This window comes from Sphingobium sp. CFD-1 (assembly GCF_024611115.1).
GTDB classification, from domain to species: Bacteria; Pseudomonadota; Alphaproteobacteria; order Sphingomonadales; family Sphingomonadaceae; genus Sphingobium; species Sphingobium baderi_A.
In genome coordinates this window covers 1,586,379-1,610,829 of sequence record NZ_CP084398.1, presented here as the reverse complement: position 1 = coordinate 1,610,829, position 24,451 = coordinate 1,586,379, and the positions used below count along the sequence as shown (strand labels likewise).

Below are 24,451 nucleotides of genomic sequence, written 5' to 3'. Positions count from 1 at the left end.
TGCCGCTATCCGGTAATTTTTGAAAAGTCAGCAACCGCGTGAACCGCGTCCCGCACCCGCGCAAGAAGCGCGAGACGCGCTGTACGCTTAGCCGGATCAGCATCATTGACCGTGACGCTTTCGAAGAAAGCATCGATGGGCCCGCGAAGCATGGCCAGCGCCGCCATTGCGCCTTCAAAATCTTCCGTCTCCACGGCCTGCCGCGCACGTGGCTCGGCTCCTTCGAGCGCAGCGATGAGGTCCGCTTCCGCTTTTTCGGGTGTGTAAGACAACGGCTTTTGCTCCGCCTGCTCCACGCCTTCCTTCCTGAGGATGTTCGCGGCGCGCTTGTAGCCCGCGAGCAGGTTCTCGCCGTCGTCGGTAGCGATGAAGAATTGCAACGCCTTCACGCGGGCCAGAAGGCAGACGAGATCATCCTCACCGCCGAGCGCGAACACCGCGTCAATGAGGTCGTGGCGAACGCCTGCTTCCTTTTGCTGGACCTTTAGACGGTCAGCGAAGAAGTCGAGAATGGAAGGCACTGCCTCAGAAACGATATTCCAAACTTGATCCGCCTCTTCTTTCGGCGTTTCAACAGCATTCAAGGCCGCTGTCAGCGCTACCGTAGCAGCACCTTCTCCAACGGCGGCAATCAACGATGGGTAAACTTTTACCAACTTATGGCCAACCGATGGCTCAGTTTGCAGAAGCACGTTCATGGCAGCTTCAACGATTGCTTTTCTAAGCGGTATTCTAAGTCCGTTATCTATCGTCGTGGAAGAAACGCCCAAAACCGCACGGCGCAATGCGAAGGGGTCTCGCGAGCCGGTCGGTCTCTCATTTTTAATAAAGAAGCCGACAATCGTATCCAACTTATCCGCTAATGACACAGCCACCGTCACCGAGGCAGTCGGAACATCATCGCCCTGCCCGACTGGCTTGTAATGATCGCGGATAGCGTTTGCCACAGCATCGGGCAGCCCCTCGGCGCGCGCGTAATAGCCACCCATGATGCCCTGCAATTCAGGGAATTCGCCAACCATTTCGGTGACGAGGTCGGCCTTCGCGAGGCGGGCAGCCTGTTCGGCCTGATCCGCGTCCGCGCCCTTCACGATGCCTTCTTCCACCAGCCAGCGGGCGAGTTTCGCCACGCGCTCCACTTTGTCGGCGACGGTGCCGAGCTTCTCGTGGAAGGTGATGCGTTCCAGTTTCTTCGCATGGTCCGCCAGACTAGTCTTGCGGTCCTGCTCCCAGAAGAAGCGGGCATCGGAAAGGCGCGCGGCCAGAACCTTGCGATTGCCTGCGATGATTGCCGCACCGCCATCCTTTGCCTCGATATTGGCTGTGCAGATGAAGGCGGGAGCCAGTTTGCCCGCGCTATCGCGTAGGACGAAATATTTTTGGTTGATACGTAAGGTTAGCTGGATAACCTCAGGCGGCACCTCAAGAAAGGCGGGATCAAAATCGCCCAACAGCGGAACGGGCCACTCGGTGAGGCCTGCATTCTCCGCGACCAGGCCTTTATCCTCGATCACGGTATAGCCGTGCGCCGCAGCGGCTTCATTGGCTTTCGCCTCGATGATTGCCTGTCGTTCCCGATGGCTGACGATCACATGGCAGGCGCGCAGCTTTTCGGCATAGTCCTGCACACCGCCTATGGTGATCTCACCGGGATGGTGGAAGCGGTGGCCGAGCGTGGTGTAGCCGCTTTTGACGCCCTCGATCTCAATATCGACAAGGTCTTCGCCAAGGATCGCGACGATCCCTTGCAGCGGCCGGACCCAGCGGAGGCTTTCAGTCGTCCGCGACGCCGTGCCCCAGCGCATCGACTTGGGCCAGGGGAAAGCACGGATTATGGCAGGAATGGCTTCCGCGAGAACTTCCGTCGTAGCGCGACCCGGCGTATTCACGACGGCGAACCAGACGCCGTCGCGGTCCTCAAGCTGCTCCTGTTTCAGGCCGGTCTTGCGGAGGAAACCCTCCAGTGCCTGCGGGGGGGCATTGGTGCGGGGGCCTTTGAACTCCTCGTTCACCGCCTGCGTTTCGAGCGGCAGGTCACGGGCGATCAGCGCTAGGCGGCGGGGTGTGACGAAACTGTCGATAGCGGTGGGCTTCAGACCTGCCCTGCCCAATTCCTCGGTAAAGAGGCGGGCCAGGTCGTCCGATGCCTTGATCTGCATCCGCGCAGGGATTTCCTCACAACGCAGTTCAAGCAGGAAATCGGTCATTATGCGGCCCACCCGTTCACTTCCATCCATGCCTCGCAGCTTCCCTTTGCGAGTTCGCGGACGCGACCGATATAGCTGGCGCGCTCCTGCACGGAGATGACACCGCGAGCCTGGAGCAGGTTAAAGACATGGCTCGCCTTGATTGCCTGATCATAGGCGGCAAGGGGCACGCCTGCTTCTATGCAGGTCTTGCATTCCGCTTCGGCGTCGCGGAACCAACGGAACAGCTTTTCGGTATCGGCGATCTCGAAATTCCATTTCGACATCTGCCGCTCGTTGGCGAGGAACACGTCACCATAAGTAACACCGGCATCGTTGAATTTCAGGTCATAGACGCTGTCGACGCCCTGGATATACATGGCGAGGCGTTCAAGGCCGTAGGTCAGTTCGCCCGCAACGGGTTTGCAGTCGAAGCCGCCCATCTGCTGAAAATAGGTGAACTGGGTGACTTCCATACCATCGCACCAGACTTCCCAGCCAAGACCCCATGCGCCTAGCGTCGGGCTTTCCCAGTCGTCCTCCACAAAGCGGATGTCGTGGACCAGTGGGTCGATGCCGATTTCCCGAAGCGATCCCAGATAGAGGTCTTGCAAGTTCGCCGGGGATGGCTTCATGATGACCTGATACTGGTAATAATGCTGTAAGCGGTTGGGGTTCTCGCCATAGCGGCCATCGGTCGGGCGACGACTGGGCTGGACGTAGGCAGCATTCCAGTTATCCGGACCGAGGCTGCGGAGCGTAGTCGCAGGATGAAAGGTGCCTGCGCCCACTTCCATGTCATACGGTTGCAGGATGACGCAGCCCTGCTTCCCCCAGTAAGCGTGAAGGGTCAGGATCAAATCCTGAAAGGATAGCGCTTTGCCTTCGGCCACCGATGGTCCTTCGGAAATGACGGTTTCTTTGCCGCGCGCCTTGGCGCAGCCGGGGCGAACGGTCAAGGGCAAGAGGGGCCGATGAGGGTTAATCCCCTTGCTCTGGCGCTCCCACGTCCGCATGGATGGAGAATGGATCACAGGATATCGGGCTGAGATGAGATTGTTTTTCCCCCGGCTGCTAGTCGCCGCGCTGTTGCTGTCTGGCGGACTGCTTGCGGAACACCGCACAGCGTTCGCCCGGACGGAAGCGCATAATGGGCTTATCGCCCCTGCTCTGTGGGAAGTGAAGGATGCGGACACGACCATCTATCTGTTCGGGACCGTCCATGTACTGAAACCGGGCGTGGACTGGTTCAAGGGCGGGATTAGGCGCGCCTTCGATCAATCCGATGAACTGGTGCTCGAAATCATCGAGCCGGACAATCCGAATGAGATGGCCTCCATTATGGGCGCGAAAGCCATCGCACGGGACGCGGCGGCGCTTTCCAAGCGGCTGGAGCCCACGGCGCGCGAGAAATATCAGGCAGCGATGGAGGCCAACGGCCTGCCTTGGCAAGCGTTCGAAGTCTTCAATCCGTGGATGGCCGGCCTTGCCCTATCGGTCGCGCCACTGGAAAAGCTGGGATATAAGGCCGATCAGGGCGTGGAAAAGATGTTGAGCGCCGCTGCTAGGGCCACCGGCAAGAAGATCGGCGCGCTGGAAACCCCGGAGCAGCAGATCGGCTATTTCGCGGCGCTGCCGATGGAGCAGCAGATAGCCTTCCTCAATTCGACGGTAGAAGGCCTTAACGACATAGAGGCGCAGTTCGATTCGCTGGTCCAACACTGGCAGGCGGGTGAACCGGACAAGCTGGCCGAGGAAATGAACGAATCGCTCGAAGCGACGCCAGAGTTGGCACAGATCCTGCTGTTCCAGCGTAACGCCCACTGGGCGCAATGGATCAAGGCGCGGATGGGGCAGCCAGGAACCGTATTCATTGCCGTGGGCGCGGGACATCTGGCAGGAAAAAACAGTGTGCAGGACCAGTTGAAAGCGCTGGGAATCAGCACGGCGCGCATCCAGGAATGAGTCAGTGATACGCATCTTCACTCGCTTCCTGACCCTCTTTGCGTTCGCCTTCGTCGCAGCCTGCGGGCAGGAACCTCCCACGCCGCAGCCGGAGCATGGCCCGGCCATCTGGCGGGTGCAACGGGGCGCGCTGGACGGGTGGATTTTCGGCACCATTCATGTGCTGCCAAAGGGAATTGCGTGGCAAACCCGCACATTCGGGGAAGCCATCCAACAGGCCGACAGGCTGGTTCTGGAGGCGGCAGATCTACAAAATCCGCAAAAGACGCTGGCGCTGTTCGAGAAAATGGGGCGCAGCCCTGATCTGCCGCCGTTGGGAGCCCGCATCCCCCCCGCCGACCGTGACGCGCTGGAGCAGATCGTCGCGGGCGGAGGCACCAGCACACAGGCGCTGGCGGGCTATGAAAGCTGGGCTGCGGCAATGCTCCTGTCGGCGGCAACGCAGCAATCCTTACACGTCAGTCAGGACAATGGCGTCGAACCGGCATTGATCGCAGCCTTCAAGTCAGCGGGGAAGCCCATCGACGGCCTCGAAACCGTGGAGCGGCAGTTCGCGGCCTTCGACACTTTGCCCGAAGCGGCGCAGCGGCGCCTGCTGGTGCAAACCGTGCATGAGGCGAAGGACATGCGCGCGCTTTACGACCGCATATTGAATGCGTGGATGAAGGGCGACATGGCCGCCATCGCGAAGGAGGACCAGATAGGGGATCAGCCCGATCCACTGGTCGAGGAAGCCGTGCTGATCGCCCGCAACCGCGATTGGGCAAAGGCCATCGAGCCGATGACCGGTCGCCCATTCATCGCGGTAGGTGCGGGACATCTGACCGGCACCGACAATCTGATCGACCTGCTCAAGGCAAAGGGTTTTTCGATCACGCGCCTGCAATAAGTTGAGCGCAGCCTTGCCTTCTGACGCCTTTCTGCTACAGGGCCGCCTTCCCGTGATGGTCATCCCTGGAGGCGTCACGGGTTAAACCGCAATATTTACGCTTTTGGAGACATGCAAATGAGCGAGCAGCTTACGCTGTCGGCCGAGGCACGCGATCGGGCAGGCAAGGGAGCCTCCCGCGCCCTCCGCCGTGAGGGCCGCGTTCCCGCCGTCATCTATGGTAACAATGAAGAACCCCTGTCGATCCACGTCGAGGAAAAGCTCCTGGGCAAACTGCTCGGCACCGGCCACTTCTTCAATTCGGTCGTCATGGTTGAAGTGAACGGCAAGGCCGTACGTACCCTGCCCAAGGACGTGGCTTTCCATCCCGTGTCCGACCGTCCGCTGCACGCCGACTTCCTGCGCGTTTCCGAACATGCCCAGGTGCACGTCAACGTGCCCGTTCGCTTTGAGAATGAAGACGCTTCGCCGGGCCTGAAGCGCGGCGGCGTGCTCAACGTCGTGCGCCACGAGATCGAACTGATCGTCGACGCAGCCCATATCCCCGACGATCTGGTCGTCGACCTCAAGGGCTTTGACGTAGGCGAATCGATCCACATCAGCGCCGTCACGTTGCCCAAGGGCGCGAAGACCGCCATTGATGATCGCGACTTCACCATCGCGACCATCGTTGCGCCGTCTGCTCTCAAGAGTTCCGAAGGCGACAACGAAACCCCGGCGGTCGAGGAAGGCGAATAAGCCTTTCCTTTCCGCCAGAGGGCTGGAAATTCCGATCCCGTCCGCCTACCCGGCGGGCGGGATTTTCTTTTCGGGAGCATGGGACGATGCAGATCTGGGTAGGCCTTGGCAATCCCGGTCCCCAATATGCAATGCAGCGGCACAATGTCGGCTTCATGGCGGCGGACGTGATCGCGGACCTGTATCGCTTTACCCCGGTAAAAAAACAATTTCAGGGCTGGGTGCAAGAAGGCCGGATCGGCAACGAAAAGATCCTCCTCCTGAAACCGGCGACCTTCATGAACGAAAGCGGCCGGTCCGTGGGCGAAGCCATGCGCTTCTACAAGCTGGCACCGGAAGACGTAACTGTGTTTCATGACGAACTCGACCTTACCCCAATGAAGGTGAAGGTGAAGCGCGGCGGCGGCAATGCCGGGCACAACGGCCTGCGTTCAACCGACGCGCATATCGGCGCGGATTTCCGGCGCGTGCGAATCGGCATCGGGCATCCGGGGCATAAGGACCGGGTGCACGGTTATGTCCTTGGCAATTACCACAAGAGCGAGATGGACGCTCTTTCCGACATGTTAGGCGCGATCGGCGCGGAGGCGGAGTGGCTGGCGAAGGGCGACGACGCGCGTTTCATGAACGAAGTAGCGCTGCGGATGGCCGATTGAGCGGCAGCCAGCCTCTTTGCAGCGCCGGAATGGCGCCGTTCCGCATTGCACAAGAAGCGCACGGCAGGCCATAAGGCATTAATTCCAACATGCTGAGAGGTTTTGGGTGATTCAGCGTCTGTCCACCACCCCCTTCAACGACCAGAAACCGGGCACTTCGGGCCTCCGAAAGAAAGTTCGGGTCTTTCAGCAGCCCCATTATGCGGAAAATTTCATTCAATCGGTGTTCGACAGCCTGGAAGCGTTTGAAGGCAAGACGTTGGTGCTGGGCGGCGACGGACGTTTCCTCAATCGCGAAGTGATCCAGATTGCGCTGAAGATGGCGGCGGCCAATGGCTTCGGGCGCGTTTTGGTGGGCCGAGGCGGAATATTATCGACGCCCGCTGCATCGCATCTGATCCGGTCATCGGACGCTTTTGGCGGGCTGATCTTGTCGGCCAGCCACAATCCGGGTGGGGCGGACGAGGATTTCGGGATCAAATATAACGTGTCCAACGGCGGCCCCGCGCCGGAAAAGGTGACGGAAGCCATCCACGCACGAACGCTGACCATCGACCACTACAGGATATTGGAGGCGGGTGAGGTGGACATCGACACGCTGGGCACGAGCCTGCTCGGCGAGATGGCCGTAGAGGTCGTCGATCCGGTGGCGGGTTATGCCGATCTCATGGAAGGCCTGTTCGACTTCGGCGCAATCCGGGCGATGATCGCGGACGGCTTTACCCTTTCCTTCGATTCCATGAGCGCCGTGACCGGTCCTTATGCGGTCGAAATTTTCGAGAAACGGCTAGGCGCGCCTGCTGGCACCGTACGGAATGCAATCCCCCTTCCCGACTTCGGTCATCATCACCCCGATCCCAATCTGGTCCATGCCAAGGAGCTTTACGACCGGATGATGGCCGAGGACGCGCCCGATTTCGGCGCGGCTTCTGACGGCGATGGCGACCGCAACCTCATCATTGGGCGGCACAGCTATGTGACGCCATCGGACTCGCTGGCGGTGCTGGCGGCGAACGCGCATCTGGCACCCGGCTATGCGCTGGGTCTCAAAGGTATTGCGCGCTCCATGCCGACCAGCGGCGCCGCTGACCGGGTCGCGGAAAAGCTGGGCATTCCGCTTTACGAGACGCCGACGGGTTGGAAATTCTTCGGCAACCTGCTGGACGCCGGGATGGCGACTATCTGCGGCGAGGAAAGCGCGGGCACGGGTTCCGATCATGTACGGGAGAAGGATGGCATCTGGGCAGTGCTGCTGTGGCTCAATATATTGGCGGTTCGGCGGCAAAGCGTCGCCCAGATCATGACCGAGCATTGGGTCAGCTATGGTCGCAATTACTATGCCCGGCATGACTATGAAGGCATCGCGAAGGATAAGGCCGACGCGCTGATGGAAGCGTTGCGCGGCAAGCTGGCATCGCTGCCCGGCACGTCGAACAGTGGCGGCAAAGTGGAAAAGGCCGACGACTTCACCTATACCGATCCGATCGACCAGTCCGTTAGCCGCAACCAGGGCGCGCGCATCCTGTTCGAGGACGGATCGCGGGTGGTGTTCCGCCTGTCGGGAACGGGAACGGAAGGTGCGACCCTACGCATCTATATCGAACGCTATGTCGGCAGCAGCGGCGAACTTGGCATGGCGACGGCAGAGGCGCTGGCGCCGCTGGTGAAGGCGGCGCAGGAGGTCGCAGATATTTCCGGCTTCACCGGGATGGAAGGACCAAGCGTCATCACTTGACGGGTCAGGCGTTGGGGCCCTCTCCCTTGGTGCCGTGCAACCTGGCCCACAGCTCGGCCGTACCCGCTTCCTGCGCCTTGTTGGTGAACTGCGCGGCGACTAGCCATCCCTTGATAGGACGCAACGGCAAAATGGTAGTCAGGATCAGCACGGGCACGCCGACTGCCAAATGAATCCAGAGACCCGGCCGCGCCATGATTTCCAGCATCACAATAAAGATGACACCCGGCACGCAGGCGAAAAGCTGGACAAAGACCGCAGGGCCGTCAGCCGGATCAGCGAAAGAATAATCAAGGCCGCACACATCGCAATGGTCGCGGATCTTCAGGAACCCAGTGAAGATATGCCCTTCTCCACAGCGCGGGCAGCGGCCAAAAGGACCCGTTTCATGCGCGGGGCGCCGGGGCCAGCGCCTTCCGGCTTCGTCCACGAACATCTGCTGGTCATCCTGGGTCATTGCAGCCTCCTCAAGCTCGGGTCCCGCTGGGACCATAAGGCAGATATTGCAATTGCGCCTTTTGTCCTACCCCCTGCGAGGCAGGCTGGCCAAGCGGGCGGGAAAAGGCTATCGGCGCGGCCATCATCCAGACATGAAGGCAGTTCCATGGGTTTTCGTTGCGGTATCGTCGGGCTTCCCAATGTGGGGAAATCCACTCTGTTCAATGCGCTTACCGAAACGCAGGCGGCGCAGGCGGCGAACTATCCCTTTTGCACCATCGAACCCAATGTCGGGCAGGTCGCGGTGCCGGACGAGCGGTTGCAGACCATCGCGAAGATCGGCGGATCGGCCAAGATCATCGAAACGCAGCTTGCCTTTGTCGATATTGCGGGGCTGGTGCGCGGTGCATCCAAGGGCGAAGGGCTGGGGAACCAGTTCCTTGCCAATATCCGCGAGGTGGACGCCATCGTCCATGTGCTGCGCTGCTTCGAGGATGACGACATTACCCATGTAGACGGCAAGGTCGATCCCATCGCCGACGCAGAGACGGTCGAAACGGAATTGATGCTGGCGGACCTTGAAAGCCTGGAAAAGCGGGTGCCTGCCTTCGCCAAAAAAGCGGCGCAGGGCGACAAGGAGGCGAAAGCCGCCGCGTCCGTGCTGGGGCAGGCGTTGGACCTGCTGCGCGACGGCAAGCCTGCGCGGCTGACGCAGCCCCGCGACGACGAGGAAGAGCGGCTCTTCCATCAGGCGCAACTGCTGACAGCCAAGCCCGTTCTCTATGTCTGCAATGTCGAGGAAGAGGCGGCCGCTGAGGGCAACGCCCATAGCGCGCGCGTGTTCGAAAAGGCCACTGCGGAAGGCGCCAAGGCGGTGATCGTGTCCGCCGCGATCGAGGCGGAACTCATCACCATGCCGGTGGAGGAACGCGCCGAATATCTTGAAGCCTTGGGCCTTGCCGAAGCGGGCCTCGCACGGATCATCCGGGCGGGATATGAGTTGTTGGGCCTCATTACCTTCTTCACCGTGGGGCCGAAGGAAGCGCGGGCCTGGACGGTAACGCAGGGATCGAAGGCTCCGCAAGCGGCGGGCGCGATCCATTCCGATTTCGAGAAGGGCTTCATACGGGCCGAAACCATGGCCTATGCCGACTATGTCCAATTCAACGGCGAGGCCGGGGCCAAGGAAGCGGGCAAGTGGCGCTCCGAAGGCAAGGATTATGTGACGCAGGACGGCGACATCATGCTGTTCCGCTTCAACGTCTGATCCGGCATGCTGCGTCCCGGACAGATGCCGGCGCAGCGCAAGGCGGCTTTTCCCCCCAGCGTGGATGAAAATACACGCCTGCTGATCCTCGGCAGCCTGCCCGGCGACGCCTCGATCCGACAGGGGGAATATTATGCCCATCGCGGCAATGCCTTCTGGTCGCTGCTCGGCGATGTGCTGGGTGAGGATTTGCGCGGCTTGCCATATGCAATGCGTCTCAAAAGGCTGCGGATGCGAGGCGTGGGCTTGTGGGACGTCATCGAAAGCGCGGATCGGGAAGGCAGTCTGGACAGCGCGATCCGGGGCGCGGAATTGCGCGACCTTCCTATCTTTGTGTCGCGGCTTCCCGTGTTGCGCGCAATCGCCTTCAACGGAAAAACAGCCGCGCTCCATGGGAGGCGGCAGATTGGCGAAGATAGCGGATTGGCGCTGATTGACCTGCCCTCTTCCAGCAGCGCTTACGCCTCCATGCCGCGTGAAAAGAAGGCCGAAGCCTGGCAGCTTTTGCGGCGCTGGATCGACTAGCTCGACCTTGATTCACTTGACGCGAACGTAAAGCATCTTTACCTGCGCTTTCGTTGCGGAAGAAAACGGAACCAGGCATGAGCGAAGCCATCTATTTCGAAGACATAAAACTAGGCGACAGCATCAGCTTCGGTCCGTTGACGGTCGATCGCGACGAAGTGATCGAGTTCGCGGGCAAATATGACTTCCAGCCCTTTCACCTCTCAGACGAGGCCGCGGCCGAAACCCATTTCGGTAGCATCATCGCCAGCGGCTGGCACACGTTGGCGCTCTATATGAAGATGTTTCTGACCGAGATGCAGAAACATGGCTGGCAGGAAGCGAGCCTTGGCGGCATCGGCATTGACGAATTGCGCTGGCTAAGGCCAGTCCGTCCCGATGACACGCTTCGTGGCACGGCGGAAATCATCGAGACATCGGCATCACGAAGCCGCCCGGAAATGGGCATCGTGAAATCGAAAGTCATGCTGTTCAATCAACACGACGAACCCGTGTTGACCATGATTCCTATTACCATGGCGCGGACCCGGCCCACCGCCGCCTGAAAATCCTCCCTAAAAATCTTCGTCGTCCGGCTGCGGCGCAGGCAGGTTGGCCAACGCATCCGCAGCCATGATACGGATTTCCTGTCCCGGCGCACCGGCAATCTGGACAAGGTGCAGGCCCTCCCGCAGATCGAACCAGACGATCTTGCGGATGCCCGAACAGTCGGGACCATGACCATGGTCCGCTGCCACAACCGTAGACTTGTTATCGACCACATCGACCCAAGCCGCATCGGACAACGCGATGCCGACATGTGCCGGAACCCTGAGCGACAAAGTAAAAAGACCGCCCTGCCCCTGACCAGCGCCTTTGTCGGGAATTACTGCATAGTGCACATAAGCTGATGGTCGAAGCGTTGCCATTACAGGTTTTCCGAGGATAAGGGGAGGCGCGCTGACACTATCTCCTCCCGCGATGACGGCCCCGCTTTGCGTCCAACTCGTCCATGGCTCGGCAAGCGGCGTTGGGCTTTCACAGGCCGATTTCTCGCTCGTCTGCGCGAAGGCCGATAGCGGGATGGAAAATATGCCGAGCATCAGCATGTTTGGAAAATGCTTCATCCTCATTTCCTTCCGAACAGCTTTTCGATGTCGCCATGGCCCAGCTTCACCCATGTGGGGCGGCCATGGTTGCACTGGCCGCTACGGGGCGTGACTTCCATCTCACGCAGGAGGGCGTTCATTTCCGCCACGCTCAGCACCCGACCCGCGCGCACGGATCCATGGCAGGCCATGGTCGCGGCAATGAGGTCGAGACGCTCCTTGAGCGAAAGCGCGCTGTCATATGCGGCCAGATCGTCCGCCAGATCGGTGACGAGCCCCTGTGCGTCGGCCTGCCCCAAAATCGCGGGAATAGCGCGCACCAACATGGCCGAGGGACCGAAACGCTCCAGTTCCAGACCAAATTCGCGCAATTCCGGCACCCGCGCCTCCAACCGGTCGCAGGCAGGTTCGTCCAGTTCGACGACTTCTGGAAGAAGGAGCGCCTGTGAAGCCACCCCTTGCCCTTCCATCGCGCGGCGCATCCGTTCCAGCGTCAACCGCTCATGCGCCGCGTGCTGGTCGACAATGACGAGGCCGTCCTCCGCTTCCGCAACGATATAGGTGCGCGCCACTTGCCCACGCGCAACGCCGAGAGGAAAATTCTGGCCTTCCGGCGCAGGCGCTGCGGCAGTTTCGGCGCGAGCCTGCGGCGGGGGCGTGAAGAAACTGGCGCGCCGATCCGCGAAGATGGGGGACGCAGACGCGCTGGCATTTGCCGCCTCGAAGATGGGCATGGCACTGATCGGCGTTGGGGATATAGGCTCGCTTTTCCAGGCCGAAAGCGCAGCGGGATCGGCATGTTGAACGGCGCGGAAGCCTTCCGCATCCAGCGCGCGGCGGAGGCCGGATACGATCATGCCCCGGATCATTGCTGGATCGCGGAAGCGCACCTCCGTCTTGGCCGGATGGACGTTCACATCGACCTCCAGCGGCGGCACGTCCAAAAACAGGGCAACCACCGGATGCCTGTCACGCGCCAGCATGTCGGCATAGGCGCCGCGGACCGCCCCCACCAGCAGTCGATCGCGCACCGGTCGGCCGTTCACGAACAGAAACTGATGATCGCCGACGCCGCGATGATAGGTTGGGATCGACGCCACGCCCGACAGGCGCACCCCTTCCCGCTCCAGCGAGATGATGACATGATTGTCCGCCAGCGCCCGGTCGGTGAGTGCGGCCACGCGGTCCTCCCGCGAATCCCCTTCCTGCACGTTCAATATGCGGCGCCCGTCATGCTCCAGGCTGAAGGCAACGGAGGGGTGCGCCATCGCCAGTCGGCGGACGACATCCATGCAGGCGGCATATTCGGACTTGGAAGAGCGCAGAAATTTGCGGCGCGCCGGCACACGGGCGAAAAGCTCTTCCATCACCACGCGTGTTCCGGGTGGGAGCGCTGCGGGGCCTTCGCTCACCACTGCGCCATTATCCACCGTGCGATTCCAACCGTCCATCCCATGCGGGCGGCTGTCTATCGACAGTCGGGCCACGCTGGCGATGGATGGAAGCGCCTCCCCCCGAAAGCCGAGTGTCGCGACATTCTCGATTGCGTCATCGGGCAGCTTGGAGGTTGCATGACGTTCCAGCGCGAGCGCGATTTCGCCCGAATCCATGCCGCAGCCGTCATCGCTGACCTCCACGCGATCAAGCCCGCCATTGGACAAGCGGATGACGATCCGTCTCGCTCCGGCATCCAGTGCGTTTTCAACGATTTCCTTGAGCGCGCTGGCGGGCCGTTCGACCACTTCGCCCGCAGCGATGCGATTGACCAGATGTTCGGGCAGACGGCGTATTGACATTAGTTAGTGACTAGCCCAAGCGAGCGCTTTCCGCGACCCACAGCCCCAGCTTTTTTTCGTCGGTCAAGGGCAGGCTGAACAGGATAAGGCATGTCGATTTTTTCGCGTCTCTTCAAATTCTCCTCTCAGGATATGGCAATCGATCTGGGCACCGCCAATACGGTGGTCTACGTGCGTGGGCGCGGGATTGTGCTGAACGAGCCTTCCGTGGTGGCGGTTGAAACCCTGAACGGGGTCAAGCGCGTCAAGGCCGTGGGCGACGATGCGAAGTTGATGATGGGCAAGACGCCCGATTCGATTGAAGCCATCCGCCCGCTGCGCGACGGCGTCATCGCCGACATTGACGTCGCCGAGCAGATGATAAAGCATTTCATCACGAAGGTGCATGGCGGCAAGCAGCGCCCTTGGCGCTTCCCCGAAATCGTGATCTGCGTGCCCAGCGGTTCCACCAGCGTCGAACGCCGCGCCATCCGCGACGCGGCCAGCAATGCGGGTGCAAGTCAGGTGTTCCTGATCGAGGAACCCATGGCTGCTGCGATCGGTGCGGACATGCCCGTTACCGAACCGATCGGTTCGATGGTCGTCGACATCGGCGGCGGCACGACTGAGGTCGCGGTCCTCTCGCTGCGCGGCCTTGCCTACACCACCTCCGTCCGCGTGGGTGGAGACAAGATGGACGAAGCCATCGTTTCCTTTGTTCGCCGCCATCACAACCTGTTGATCGGCGAAGCCACCGCCGAGCGTATCAAGAAGCAGTTCGGCGTCGCCCAGCCGCCCGAAGACGGCGTAGGCGAAACGATCCACATCAAGGGCCGCGACCTGGTGAACGGCGTACCCAAGGAAATCAGCATCAATCAGGGCCAGATCGCCGACGCGCTGGCCGAGCCGATCAGCACCATCGTCGAAGGCGTGCGGATCGCACTGGAAAACACGGCGCCCGAACTGGCGGCCGACATTGTCGATCAGGGCATCGTGCTGACCGGCGGCGGCGCGCTACTCAAGGGGCTGGACGACGAACTGCGCGATGAAACGGGACTGCCCGTCACCATCGCGGAAGATCCGTTGACCTGCGTCGCGATCGGCACCGGGCGGGCGATGGAAGACCCGATCTTCCGGGGCGTGCTGCAAACCACCTAAGGCACGGGGGAGCAAGAGATGGCGCGGCCACCCAGCCGACGCCCCGGCCATAACCGGAAGGCGCAATATAGCCTGTTCGCCAGCTATGTGGTGGCGGTGACTGGCGCGGTCGTCGGCCTGCTGCTGGTGGTAGTCGCCATATTCGATCCCACGGGTTTTGCCGCTATCCGAACCGGCACGGCCGAATTGACGCGTCCGATGTCCACAGGCCTTCGCCACATGGTTAGCGGAGCGGCGTCCCTGGATGAAGTGCTGGCCGCCTATTGGCGCGCCGGCACACAGAATGTCGCATTGCGCCGGCAAGTGGAAGCGGATCGCAACCTCATCATCGAAGCGAAGGCTGTCGCGCAGGAAAATACGCGGCTGAAGAAGCTGTTGAAACTGGTGGATGAAGATGGAAGCGAGCTGCTTGCCGCCCGCCTCATCAGTTCCTCTTCCAGCAGTACGCGGCGTTTCGCGCGGCTGAATGCGGGCAGCTGGCAAGGGTTGAAGACCGGAATGCCGGTGCGTGCTCCCGAAGGACTGATCGGGCGTGTGCACATCACAACACCCAACACGGCCGAAGTGCTATTGCTGACCGACAGCAGCAATATCGTTCCGGTGCGGCGCGCCAACGATAATATTCCGGCGATTTCAACGGGTCTTGGCGACGGCACATTGGAAATCCGCGCATTGTCGGCAGGGCGCAACCCTTTCAAGCCCGGCGACCTGCTGGTCACGTCCGGCATAGGCGGCATCTATCAGCCCAATATTCCCGTTGCTGTGGTGGTCCGCGTACAAGGTGAAATCGGCTATGGCGTCCCGCTCGCCAACCCTTCGCGCGTGGATGCCGTCGTCGTGGAGCGCGCTTTCGAGCAGGTCGTGACCCGTTCTGAAGCCAACGCCCCCGTTGAGCAAGAGGCGCCCGCCGCAGAAAATGCGGCGGCCCGATGATCGACCGGCATCTTAACCATGCCACCCGACTTGGCCGCCATCCTTCCCGTTTCCGCTTGACCGGCACGCCGGTCATCACTGTCCTGGTGGGATCGATGGTCACGACCCTGCCGGTAATTGCTCAATTTCCGTCCATGCCGCCCTTTGGCCTTCTGATTCTGCTCGCCTGGCGGTTATTGCGCCCCGAATTGTGGAGAGCATGGATCGGACTGCCGCTGGGGCTGTTCGATGACATGTTGAGCGGGCAACCTATTGGTTCCGCCATGTGTCTTTGGACACTGACCCTGATCGGCATCGACGCCATCGAACACAGAATGGTGTGGCGCGGCTATCGGCAGGACTGGCTTATCGCTTCGGTCGCGATTATCTTCTGCCTCGCTGGAGGCGTATTCTTCGCGCGCATCACCGGTGGAGGAGAAATCAAGCTGATACTGGTCGCGCCGCAGATGTTCTGGACGATATTGCTTTTTCCCTTCATCGTGCGGCAATGCGCCCGGATAGACAGCTGGCGCGTGATGGCATGAAATTTCCCCGTTCCAAGCGCAAGATCGTCACGGAAGCCACCCAGTCCTTCACCTTCACGCGTCGGGCCATGGTAGTGGGCGGGCTGCAAGGCGGTTTTGGCCTGTTGCTGGCTGGACGCATGGCGTGGATCAGCGTGGCGGAGAATGAGAAATACAAGCTCCTGTCGGAAAGCAACCGCGTCAATTTGACGCTCATTCCGCCGCGTCGTGGATGGATCATAGACAGGAATGGCCGGCCGCTGGCCAATAACCGCACCGATTTCCGTGTCGACCTGATCCCTGAGCGGGTGAAGGATGCCGAAGGCACCATCCGCAGCCTTGCCGCACTGCTGGCGCTGGAGTCGGATGAAATCGAGCGGATCAAGGAAGAGTTGGACAAATCGCCCGGATTCCGCCCGGTGCAGGTCGCGGACAAGCTGACCTACGATCAATATGCTGCCGTCAGCGTCCGCTTGCCCGACCTGCCCGGCGTCGCGCCCAGCCAGGGCTTTTCTCGCTATTATCCGGCGGGAGCGTCCGTGGGGCATTTGCTGGGCTATGTCGGCGCGGCTTCCGCCAAGGAATATGAAGAACGCAAGGACCCGCTGCTCATCACACCTGGCTTCAAGGTCGGCAAGGATGGTCTGGAACGGTCGTTCGATAGGGAACTGACCGGGAAACCGGGCGCCAAGCGGGTCGAAGTCACAGCGCGTGGCAAGATCGTGCGTGAACTGACCACCCGGCCGGATATGCCCGGCAACACCATCCGCCTGACAATTGACGCCGGATTGCAGGAATATGCGGGCCGGCGCCTTGCCACGCAGAGCGGTTCCGTCGTCATTCTCGATTGCCGCAACGGCGATGTGCTGGCCATGGCGTCCATGCCCAGTTTCGATCCCAACAGTTTTTCCGACGGCATCAGTCACCTGGAATGGGAAATGCTGTCGAAGGACGATCATGTCCCACTGCGTAACAAAACGTTGCAGGGGCTATATCCGCCGGGCTCTACCGTCAAACCCATGGTAGCGCTCGCACTACTGGAAGCGGGTGTCCAACCGTCCGAAACAGTGACCTGCGCGGGCGCGATCAGAGTTGGCAACACATTGTTCCACTGCCACAAAAGGCGCGGTCATGGCGCGGTCAACATGCGGACCGCCATTGCCCAAAGCTGCGACATCTATTTCTATCAGATGGCCCAGCGCATTGGCATGGACCGGATCGCCAGCATGGCGCGACGCGTGGGCATGGGACAGAAATTCCCCCTGCCCTTTCCCAGCCAGAGCTATGGAACGGTGCCGGACCCTGCCTGGAAGCTCAAGAAATATGGGCAGCAATGGCAGGTATATGACACGGTCAATGCCACCATCGGTCAGGGCTATATGCTGATCAACCCGCTCCAGATGGCGGTGATGGCGGCGCGGCTGGCCACGGGCAGGCAACTCATGCCCAATTTCATCCATGGCGCCGATCGCCCCGAAGCCGAGCCGGTCGGCGTCAATGAAGGCCATCTGGTCGTCATCCGCGACGCGATGAGCGCGGTGGTGAACGGCGGTGGAACGGGTGGCGCGGCGCGTATGAACATCCCGGGAGTGATGATCGCCGGTAAAACCGGCACAGCCCAAGTTCGCAGAATCTCCATGTCCGAACGCGCAGGCGGCGTACGCGGCAATGCCTCCTTGCCCTTCAAGCTGCGCGACCACGCCTTGTTTCAGGGCTTCGTTCCATTCGACAATCCGCGCTACGCGGTGGGCTGCATCATCGAGCATGGCGGTCACATCAACCGGGTTGAAGACGCGCCAATGATCTGTAGCGATACCTTGTCCTTCCTCTTCGACCCGAAGAAAGCGACGGAAAAGCTAGAAACGCTGGAAAAAGGCTGGGGCGGCACGCCCGCAGAGCGTCTGGCGCGGCAAACCGCCGCGTTTCGCCTTTCCAATGCAATCAAGAAGGGTGAAGTCCCAGCCCCCGAAGCCAGCAATGCGGCCCACGCAACCACACCGCCAATGTCGTCTGTGCCCGGCACGGCTCCGGAAGACGATAATGATGCGCCGCCGCCTCCGGGCTCAAATCCGGCCAGCGCGCCATGAGCATCATTCCCCAGCCCCTCACTGAACTTCCATGGCGCGTGCTGCTGTTGCTCCTGGCGATTGCCGCTTTCGGCACTGTCGTTCTTTACAGCGCTGCAGGCGGCAGCATGACGCCATGGGCTGTCAACCAGATCGTCCGCTTCATCCTCTTTTCGGTGATGGCGCTGGTACTCAGTCGGATAAGGGTGGAGACCTTCGCTCGTTTCGCTTTCCCTGCCTATGCGGCCGTCTTGATTGCGCTGGTGGTGGTCGAACTGGTCGGCGGAGTGGCGGGCGGAAGCCAGCGGTGGATCAATCTCGGTTTCATGCAGCTTCAGCCATCGGAGTTCATGAAACCCATCATCGTCCTTGCCGTCGCGCGATTTTACGCCCTGCTTTCCGTCGGAGAAATTCGCCGATGGAACGCGATCTGGCCCGCACTGGTCCTGATCGGCGTCCCTTGGTCGCTGGTCCTGATCCAACCCGACCTGGGCACGGCAACCATGATAGCGGCCGGTGGCATCACCGTCATGTTCCTGGCTGGGCTGCCTCTCCGTCTTTTCATCGGATCGGCATTGGCGCTGGCGGCCATCATCCCCATAGTTTTCAGCTTCTTGCATGATTATCAGCAAAAACGGGTTCTCATTTTCCTTGATCCTGAAAGCGATCCGCTGGGCGCTGGATACCATATCAGTCAATCGAAGATCGCCATTGGATCAGGTGGCATTTTCGGCAAGGGCTTCCTGAAGGGAACACAGAGCCACCTGGACTATTTGCCCGAAGGCCACACCGATTTCGTATTTGCGACCATGGCGGAAGAATGGGGGCTGGTGGGAGGTATTCTACTGATCTGCGCGTTCATGTTGCTGTTCCGGTGGGGCCTTCGCGTATCGACGCGCACGCAGGACAAGTTCGCCCGACTTGCCGCAGCAGGCCTTACCACCACCATCTTCTTCTACATGGCGATCAATCTGATGATGGTCATGGGGCTCGCACCGGTCGTCGGCATCCCCCTGCCTTTCATGTCCTATGGTGGATCATCGATGCTGACCGTGATGCTCTGCGTTGGCATCATCATGAGCATCGATCGGTCCTGCAGGCGAGGAAATCGGCCAAGTGATTGGTCCTGAAATCCGGCAGCGGGATTTTTTTCGGCGCTGCATCATTTTATGTTTGCAAGCCGGGAGGATCATGCTAACCGGCCGACCTCACGACGGAGCAGGCCACCAAGCTGCTCCAAACGATGTGGACGCATAGCTCAGTTGGTAGAGCAGCTGACTCTTAATCAGCGGGTCCTAGGTTCGAGCCCTAGTGCGTCCACCACTACTTTCTTAATAATTTCAGTGACTTGTCACAGTAACCTAAGGTCGATTTTCGATCAAGATTCCGCTGGTGTGCAGCAAACTGTGCAGCAGATTTCACGTGATGCGAGGCTCCCAGAGGTTCGGGAATGTTCCTGCCAGTGACGCCTTGTTCGCGTGCGCCGACCTCAAAATCTGCCGTGCAAGACCTGACTTGAGGCATCTAGCCCTGGCTTGTGAACGAGCCTTATGCTGCTCACGGAAAGCCGATTCGCAAGCGACGTTCGGGGAAGGCTTTGCCTGCGCACCGTTCGGAACTAGCGGACGTTCGGTCTGCTATCGTGAAAATTGACTATGGGTTTCCTGGCCGCGATGCCAGAGCCTCATCCCGGGCGGCCTTTCGCTGATCCAACCAGTCATCGATCTCGGAAGCTATCCAGCGGTTCGTGCCTACGCCCAGTTTGATCGGTGCGGGAAAGCGCCCCTGCTTGATCAAGCGTGCCACATGCTGGCGGGTGAAAGGAATATCCTTCGCCTTTAGATCGGAGAATGCCAGCAGATTACGCATTGCAACGTCCGATCGGGTCGCCTGCCGACTTCAGTGTTGTGGTTGAGGGATTGGGGTCTTCGACAGTTGTCTGTCCGCTGCTTCCGCTTCCTTCCCTCTCCCTTCCCTTCCGGCCGATTTGGAACGGTTGGACCGCCATCCGGCCATTACGCGAACGCGTTCGCCGAAGCTGATCGTATGAGTCCGCATGGGAATAGCGCATGGATTGCTACCCTGTGGGCAACGCAGGCAGGCCATGACGCGCAGCCAATCTAGCATTTCCGGAGCGGCTTCCAAAGGACGAAGATCGCGCTTTCAGGCAAGCAAATGCCGCATATTGCGTTCTCGCTTATCATTCCCGCGGCGGGATCTCGTCGCTTAGCTCCGGTGTATGCCACCGCCCGCCCGGAACAGTTGTCAGCCTGTCCCTAAATAATATAGGGGGGTATAGTATGGCACACACATCTCGAAACGACTCCGATCTCATGGCGCGGGTCAAACGCATCGCAGGACAGGTCGCAGCGGTCGAACGCGGCCTCACTGACAAGGCGCCCTGCGCCGATATTCTCCAACTCGTCGCGGCGGTGCGCGGCGCTGTGAACGGGTTGATGGACGAGATCATCGTCGAGCATCTCAATGAGCATGTCGCACGGCCCGGCCTTGACGATACCGAGCGCGCGGCCGGCGCCGCGGAGCTGACAACCGTGATCCGGCGCTATTCCAAATGACTCGCGATACGGACGTCTTGCGAAGCGCCGAGACCCTCGCGCACTATCACAACTTCCTGGGCGCGAGCCATGACGAGAATGCGCGGCGCACCCGCATCGTCGTCGTGCTGACCTTCGCGATGATGATCGGCGAGATCGCCGCCGGCTATCTGACCGGATCGATGGCGCTGCTCGCGGACGGCTTCCACATGGCGACCCATGCGGGCGCGCTCGGCGTCGCGGCCTTCGCCTATGGCTATGCCCGGCGCCATGCGCGCGATCCGCGCTTCACTTTCGGCACCGGCAAGGTCGGCGAGTTGGCCGGCTTTGCCAGCGCCCTCGTGCTGGCGATCATCGCGCTCGGTATCGGCATCGAGTCGGTCCGGCGACTCTTCGCGCCCGCCGACATCGCCTATGTCGAGGCGATCTGGATCGCGATCCTCGGCCTGATCGTGAACCTCGTCAGCGCCTGGCTGCTCGGCAGCCATCATCATCGCCACGGTCACGAGGGCCATCACGATCATCATGCGCACGACCATCACGGGCATTATCGCCATCATCACGAGCACGACAACAATCTGCGCGCGGCCTACTTCCATGTCCTCGCCGACGCGCTGACCTCGCTGCTGGCGATCGCCGCGCTGCTTGCCGGTTTGTTTCTCGGCTGGCGCTGGATGGATGCCGCCATGGGAGTCGTCGGTGCGGTCGTGATCGCCCGCTGGTCATTCGGCCTGCTGCGCGACAGCTCGGCCGTGCTGGTCGACGCGGCCGCCAATACCGAGCTTGAAGACGAGATCCGCGAGGCGATCGAGGACGGCGATGCCCGCATCACCGATCTTCACGTCTGGCAGGTGGGTCCGGGCAAGTTCGCCGCGATCGTCGCTCTGGTCGCGGAACGACCCTTGCCTCCCGGGGATTATGCCAGACGGGTCCGGGTGCATGACGAGTTCGTCCACGTCACGATCGAGCCGCACCCCGCCAGAGAAGAGACCGGGCACATATGCGGGCTGTGTAGTCGCTGACCGTTGGTCTGGATCCAGCTGCGTTGGCCGATCATCGCAAAGCAGCTGTGGCCCTATTTGTCTGCGGGTCAATCGGATCGAACAATATCCGCTCGATGAAGATGCGTCGCAGTTCGGAGCGGTCGCGGGTTTCATATCTGGCCGCAATCATCGCCGCGCCGCCATTGGGGTGAGAGATCCTGCTTGAGCGCGGTGAGCACCGAATCCGATATCATCTCGATGCACTTGCGCTCGATGGCGGGCAGATCGCCGTAGATGAGCTGACGCGGGAACCGCATGCGCTGGCCCGCAAAGAGGATCGAGAAGGCGATATGTCCCGTCGGCATACCGAGGCTGAGCGTGGCTTTCAGATGATCCTCCAGCTTCGTGCCCGGCGCCCCGGCCTCGATCTCGCGCATCCAGCGCGGGCTGCCGCCCATGTTGGCGGCAAGCTCTATTTGCGTGATGCCGCGCAGGTTCCGCTCGTGCCTGATCCGCTCGCCGGACAGCAGCTTGATCTCCCTGAAGATCGACGTGTCGACGGCGGCAAATTTATCGTCGGGCTCCATGATCTCGTCCTCCGCAGCAACGCGTCCTGGCGCGATGGATCGCCCGAAATATCTAATTAGCCCAGACGGTCGTCCGCAATAATAGATGCCGATGATTTTAGAGGAATATATCTACCGAATAGGCATGAATACGTGCCCGCACCAGTCGAATACGGTATAGTCGGCATTTCGTTGCCGAATTCATCCAAAATGGGGTGTTTCGGAGTTTATCTTCCGAAAGTGCGACAGAGCGGCGCGAACGAACCCATCATACCGAAATAAAGCTATTTTCGAGCAATTCCGGCTAATTTCGAAGCTGGCGGCACTCAGCTGCCGGGGCCTGTTGCAATCGACTTCGAATCCCATCAGTCAAACCTCGTTCCGAACAACTCAAGTCGAATCGGGCCTGATACTTCGGATCGTTAAGTAACTTTAACCTTGGCGCGTTGCGCCGACATGGAGTCGTGCATGAAGCCGATTGCCAAAGCGATGACGGCTGCCCTGGGCGTCCTCGTCCTTACGACGACAGCCTGCGCGACGCCGGACAATCGCTCCCAGCGCCTCAGCTCCATGCCGGACGTGGGGCGGCATCGGACCATCGCCGCGACGGCGGACGGCTTTGTGATCCGCGCGGCGGCATCGGCCCCGGCGGAGAACGGCGGCCTGTCGGCCACGGCCCGTGAACACATCCCGGTAGGATCGGGCACGCATCTCGATGCGCGCCTGCTCTCACCTCCGGTTAGCGCCATTCAGGAGATTTCGCATGCGCATCCGTAAGCTCGGGCCAAAGATCGGGGCAGCAGCCCTCGCCCTGCCTCTGATCCTCGCTGCCCAAAGCGCCGCCTCGGCGCAGCAAGCCGATCCGCTCGCCGCGGCGGCGCGCGAAGCCGAGAGCGAACTGCGGCAGACCTTCACCAATCTCCAGTTCGAGGATTTCGGACCGGCGCCGGTCAAGGGTCCGATCTACCAGGCGAGCGCGGGTGGTCGCATCATCTACTACGCGCCCGAGAGCGAGCACCTGCTGTTCGCGGAGGTCTACGACCGCAACGGGCAGAATCTGACCGCGCTGGCGCAGAATTCCACTGCGGCGAGGAAGCTCGCCGCGATCGACACCAGCAAGGCCCTAGCTATCGGCCCCGAAGGCGCACCCGTCGTCCTCGAGTTCACTGATCCCGATTGCCCCTACTGCCGCGCGCTCGACCGCTTCTGGGCAGCAAAGGCCGCCGAGGGCAAGCCGGTGCGCCGCCTCATCTTCTTCGTCTCCGGCATCCATCCCGAGGCTGCCGCCAAGGCCGAGCATGTCCATTGCTCGCCCGACAAGGAAGCCGCGTTCAAGGCGATCTACGCCGGTGCCGCTCCCGCGCAGTTGCGCAAATGCGCGGAAGGCAAGGCGCGGGTCGAAGCCGACGCCGGCGTCGTGCGCAGCGTCGGGATCACCGGCACGCCGACGCTGATCGCGGAAGGCAAGATCATCTCCGGCTTCCGGCAGGCCGAGATCGAGGAGTTCCTCGCCGGGACGAAGGCGCTCGCCAATGCCGGGCGCTGACCACGTCCCGATCCCTGGTGCGGCGATCACCGCGCCAGCCCCATGCCGGCGGCGAGACCCGAGACGGGCCGTCCAGCCTCGCCGCCGGCCGACAGCGATCCCCATCGATGCCGGCAAGCAGATCCCGGAGCGGCCCATCTTCACAGGAGCAAATGCATGTTGAGGACCATCGGTCGGCAGACCGTCTCGCTCGCCAATGTCGGCATCCCTTTGACCGCGCTCGCGCTGCTCGGCGCCGGTGGGGCTCACGCCTTCTCCGCGCCGGCCGCGGGTGACCTCGGCTACGACATCTACGATATCGTCGTGAACCAGGGCGTCAAAGGCCCGCTCGGCTTCGTCGGCGGCGTCGCCGCCTTCCTGTTCGGCGTGAGCAGGCTGTTCTCGAACATCATGATCGGCATCCCGACGATCGTCGCGGCGGTCTGCCTGATCAAGGCGGACTCGATCCTCCAGACCTTCGGGATGGTCATCTGACGGTTCGGTCCGTGGTCCGCCCACGCGGACCGCGGGCCTCAACGGGCCAGCGCGCACAGGCGCGATGGCGAGACAGCCCACGAAGTTCAACCGGCTTCGGAAGGGAGGTCACGACGCAAGGAGGAGAAGGCTCATGAACGAGCGGCTACCCCAATATCTGCACAAGCCGGTCCAGATCCTGTGGTTCGGATCGGACGAATTCGTGCTGGTGATCACCGTCATCTTCGTCGCCGTAGTCCTCGGCGGGATGCTCGGTTGGGCGCTCGTTGCGGGTCTTCTCCTTTTCGTCCCCTGGCTTCGCACCAAGCCGCGCGGGTTCATCCCGCACATGGCCTGGCGCTGGGGCCTCGTCAGCTTTCGCAACTATCCGGGTCCGACGCAGACCCGCTTCTTCGAGTGAGTCCA

26 protein-coding genes and 1 tRNA gene are annotated in these 24,451 nt (G+C 61.2%); 20 read left to right on the top strand and 7 right to left on the bottom strand.

Features of this window, described 5'->3' with window-relative positions:
* Positions 1-5 precede the first annotated feature (5 nt).
* On the bottom strand, positions 6-2,207 hold the full coding sequence (gene glyS / locus LDB26_RS08340) for a glycine--tRNA ligase subunit beta (protein WP_257541556.1): 2,202 nt from the start codon (positions 2,205-2,207) through the stop codon (positions 6-8).
* On the bottom strand, positions 2,207-3,079 hold the full coding sequence (locus LDB26_RS08335) for a glycine--tRNA ligase subunit alpha (protein ID WP_062068812.1): 873 nt from the start codon (positions 3,077-3,079) through the stop codon (positions 2,207-2,209). Before LDB26_RS08335 ends, glyS begins: the two co-directional genes overlap by 1 nt.
* A gap of 157 nt (positions 3,080-3,236) precedes the next feature.
* On the opposite strand from LDB26_RS08335, the gene LDB26_RS08330 reads away from it, so the two are divergent.
* From LDB26_RS08330 to LDB26_RS08310, 5 genes are all read left to right on the top strand, one after another.
* The gene (locus tag LDB26_RS08330) at positions 3,237-4,151 is read left to right on the top strand and encodes a TraB/GumN family protein (protein ID WP_257541554.1); all 915 of its coding nucleotides are present in this window, start codon (positions 3,237-3,239) and stop codon (positions 4,149-4,151) included.
* 7 nt (positions 4,152-4,158) lie between these two features.
* A complete protein-coding gene (locus LDB26_RS08325; protein ID WP_306812062.1) occupies positions 4,159-5,040 on the top strand; it encodes a TraB/GumN family protein in 882 nt (293 codons plus the stop codon).
* A 117-nt stretch (positions 5,041-5,157) separates the two neighbouring features.
* Positions 5,158-5,778 carry a 50S ribosomal protein L25/general stress protein Ctc gene (locus tag LDB26_RS08320; RefSeq protein ID WP_062065566.1) on the top strand — a complete coding sequence of 207 codons (621 nt, stop codon included), beginning with the start codon at positions 5,158-5,160 and terminating at the stop codon, positions 5,776-5,778.
* A gap of 86 nt (positions 5,779-5,864) precedes the next feature.
* Positions 5,865-6,434, top strand: a complete 570-nt coding sequence (gene pth, locus LDB26_RS08315) for an aminoacyl-tRNA hydrolase (RefSeq protein ID WP_257541550.1) — start codon at positions 5,865-5,867, stop codon at positions 6,432-6,434.
* Positions 6,435-6,540: 106 nt separating this feature from the next.
* The gene (locus LDB26_RS08310; protein ID WP_257541548.1) at positions 6,541-8,169 is read left to right on the top strand and encodes an alpha-D-glucose phosphate-specific phosphoglucomutase; all 1,629 of its coding nucleotides are present in this window, start codon (positions 6,541-6,543) and stop codon (positions 8,167-8,169) included.
* Positions 8,170-8,173: 4 nt separating this feature from the next.
* Here the strand turns inward: LDB26_RS08310 and LDB26_RS08305 are convergent, their stop codons facing one another.
* Positions 8,174-8,626 carry a DUF983 domain-containing protein gene (locus tag LDB26_RS08305; RefSeq protein WP_082635216.1) on the bottom strand — a complete coding sequence of 151 codons (453 nt, stop codon included), beginning with the start codon at positions 8,624-8,626 and terminating at the stop codon, positions 8,174-8,176.
* Positions 8,627-8,773: 147 nt separating this feature from the next.
* Here LDB26_RS08305 and ychF point away from each other — a divergent pair, with 147 nt between their 5' ends.
* The 3 genes from ychF to LDB26_RS08290 all read left to right on the top strand — a co-directional run bounded on the left by ychF (position 8,774) and on the right by LDB26_RS08290 (position 10,944).
* Complete coding sequence (gene ychF / locus LDB26_RS08300; protein ID WP_062065557.1) at positions 8,774-9,874, top strand: redox-regulated ATPase YchF; 1,101 nt, start codon at positions 8,774-8,776, stop codon at positions 9,872-9,874.
* Positions 9,875-9,880: 6 nt separating this feature from the next.
* The gene (locus tag LDB26_RS08295) at positions 9,881-10,399 is read left to right on the top strand and encodes a DNA-deoxyinosine glycosylase (protein WP_257541546.1); all 519 of its coding nucleotides are present in this window, start codon (positions 9,881-9,883) and stop codon (positions 10,397-10,399) included.
* A 77-nt stretch (positions 10,400-10,476) separates the two neighbouring features.
* On the top strand, positions 10,477-10,944 hold the full coding sequence (locus LDB26_RS08290; RefSeq protein WP_257541544.1) for a MaoC family dehydratase: 468 nt from the start codon (positions 10,477-10,479) through the stop codon (positions 10,942-10,944).
* 9 nt (positions 10,945-10,953) lie between these two features.
* On the opposite strand, the gene LDB26_RS08285 is transcribed toward LDB26_RS08290, so the two are convergent.
* Both LDB26_RS08285 and mutL read right to left on the bottom strand, forming a co-directional pair.
* Positions 10,954-11,505 carry a hypothetical protein gene (locus LDB26_RS08285; protein ID WP_231746281.1) on the bottom strand — a complete coding sequence of 184 codons (552 nt, stop codon included), beginning with the start codon at positions 11,503-11,505 and terminating at the stop codon, positions 10,954-10,956.
* Between the two features lie 2 nt (positions 11,506-11,507).
* The gene (gene mutL, locus LDB26_RS08280; RefSeq protein WP_062065548.1) at positions 11,508-13,283 is read right to left on the bottom strand and encodes a DNA mismatch repair endonuclease MutL; all 1,776 of its coding nucleotides are present in this window, start codon (positions 13,281-13,283) and stop codon (positions 11,508-11,510) included.
* A 90-nt stretch (positions 13,284-13,373) separates the two neighbouring features.
* Here mutL and LDB26_RS08275 point away from each other — a divergent pair, with 90 nt between their 5' ends.
* From LDB26_RS08275 to LDB26_RS08250, 6 genes are all read left to right on the top strand, one after another.
* Positions 13,374-14,420: a rod shape-determining protein gene (locus LDB26_RS08275; RefSeq protein WP_021246840.1), complete on the top strand. Its 1,047-nt coding sequence runs from the start codon at positions 13,374-13,376 to the stop codon at positions 14,418-14,420.
* Between the two features lie 18 nt (positions 14,421-14,438).
* Positions 14,439-15,353 (top strand): rod shape-determining protein MreC, encoded by a 915-nt coding sequence (gene mreC, locus LDB26_RS08270; RefSeq protein ID WP_257541542.1) that lies wholly within the window; start codon positions 14,439-14,441, stop codon positions 15,351-15,353.
* The gene (gene mreD, locus LDB26_RS08265; RefSeq protein ID WP_257541540.1) at positions 15,350-15,877 is read left to right on the top strand and encodes a rod shape-determining protein MreD; all 528 of its coding nucleotides are present in this window, start codon (positions 15,350-15,352) and stop codon (positions 15,875-15,877) included. Before mreC ends, mreD begins: the two co-directional genes overlap by 4 nt.
* Positions 15,874-17,943, top strand: a complete 2,070-nt coding sequence (gene mrdA / locus LDB26_RS08260) for a penicillin-binding protein 2 (protein WP_062065539.1) — start codon at positions 15,874-15,876, stop codon at positions 17,941-17,943. Before mreD ends, mrdA begins: the two co-directional genes overlap by 4 nt.
* Entirely contained in the window at positions 17,940-19,052 is a 1,113-nt protein-coding gene (rodA, locus tag LDB26_RS08255) for a rod shape-determining protein RodA (protein WP_062065536.1), read from the top strand. Before mrdA ends, rodA begins: the two co-directional genes overlap by 4 nt.
* Before the next feature lie 117 nt (positions 19,053-19,169).
* Positions 19,170-19,245, top strand: a tRNA-Lys gene (locus tag LDB26_RS08250).
* 330 nt (positions 19,246-19,575) lie between these two features.
* Here LDB26_RS08250 and LDB26_RS08245 read toward each other — a convergent pair.
* The gene (locus tag LDB26_RS08245) at positions 19,576-19,791 is read right to left on the bottom strand and encodes an AlpA family transcriptional regulator (RefSeq protein ID WP_086485633.1); all 216 of its coding nucleotides are present in this window, start codon (positions 19,789-19,791) and stop codon (positions 19,576-19,578) included.
* A gap of 431 nt (positions 19,792-20,222) precedes the next feature.
* On the opposite strand from LDB26_RS08245, the gene LDB26_RS08240 reads away from it, so the two are divergent.
* Both LDB26_RS08240 and dmeF read left to right on the top strand, forming a co-directional pair.
* Entirely contained in the window at positions 20,223-20,498 is a 276-nt protein-coding gene (locus LDB26_RS08240) for a metal/formaldehyde-sensitive transcriptional repressor (protein WP_086485632.1), read from the top strand.
* A complete protein-coding gene (gene dmeF, locus LDB26_RS08235) occupies positions 20,495-21,499 on the top strand; it encodes a CDF family Co(II)/Ni(II) efflux transporter DmeF (RefSeq protein WP_257541538.1) in 1,005 nt (334 codons plus the stop codon). The genes LDB26_RS08240 and dmeF overlap by 4 nt, the downstream gene beginning before the upstream one ends.
* A 131-nt stretch (positions 21,500-21,630) precedes the next feature.
* Here the strand turns inward: dmeF and LDB26_RS08230 are convergent, their stop codons facing one another.
* A complete protein-coding gene (locus LDB26_RS08230) occupies positions 21,631-22,047 on the bottom strand; it encodes a helix-turn-helix transcriptional regulator (protein ID WP_086485630.1) in 417 nt (138 codons plus the stop codon).
* A 447-nt stretch (positions 22,048-22,494) separates the two neighbouring features.
* Between LDB26_RS08230 and LDB26_RS08225 the strand changes: the two genes are divergently transcribed.
* The 4 genes from LDB26_RS08225 to LDB26_RS08210 all read left to right on the top strand — a co-directional run bounded on the left by LDB26_RS08225 (position 22,495) and on the right by LDB26_RS08210 (position 24,446).
* Positions 22,495-22,803 (top strand): hypothetical protein, encoded by a 309-nt coding sequence (locus LDB26_RS08225; RefSeq protein ID WP_086485629.1) that lies wholly within the window; start codon positions 22,495-22,497, stop codon positions 22,801-22,803.
* Positions 22,790-23,572, top strand: coding sequence for a DsbC family protein (locus LDB26_RS08220; protein ID WP_160985502.1), 783 nt, complete (start codon positions 22,790-22,792; stop codon positions 23,570-23,572). The genes LDB26_RS08225 and LDB26_RS08220 overlap by 14 nt, the downstream gene beginning before the upstream one ends.
* Positions 23,573-23,728: 156 nt before the next feature.
* Positions 23,729-24,046 (top strand): hypothetical protein, encoded by a 318-nt coding sequence (locus LDB26_RS08215; protein ID WP_086485627.1) that lies wholly within the window; start codon positions 23,729-23,731, stop codon positions 24,044-24,046.
* Positions 24,047-24,179: 133 nt separating this feature from the next.
* Positions 24,180-24,446 carry a type IV conjugative transfer system protein TraL gene (locus LDB26_RS08210; protein ID WP_086485626.1) on the top strand — a complete coding sequence of 89 codons (267 nt, stop codon included), beginning with the start codon at positions 24,180-24,182 and terminating at the stop codon, positions 24,444-24,446.
* Positions 24,447-24,451: the final 5 nt, after the last annotated feature.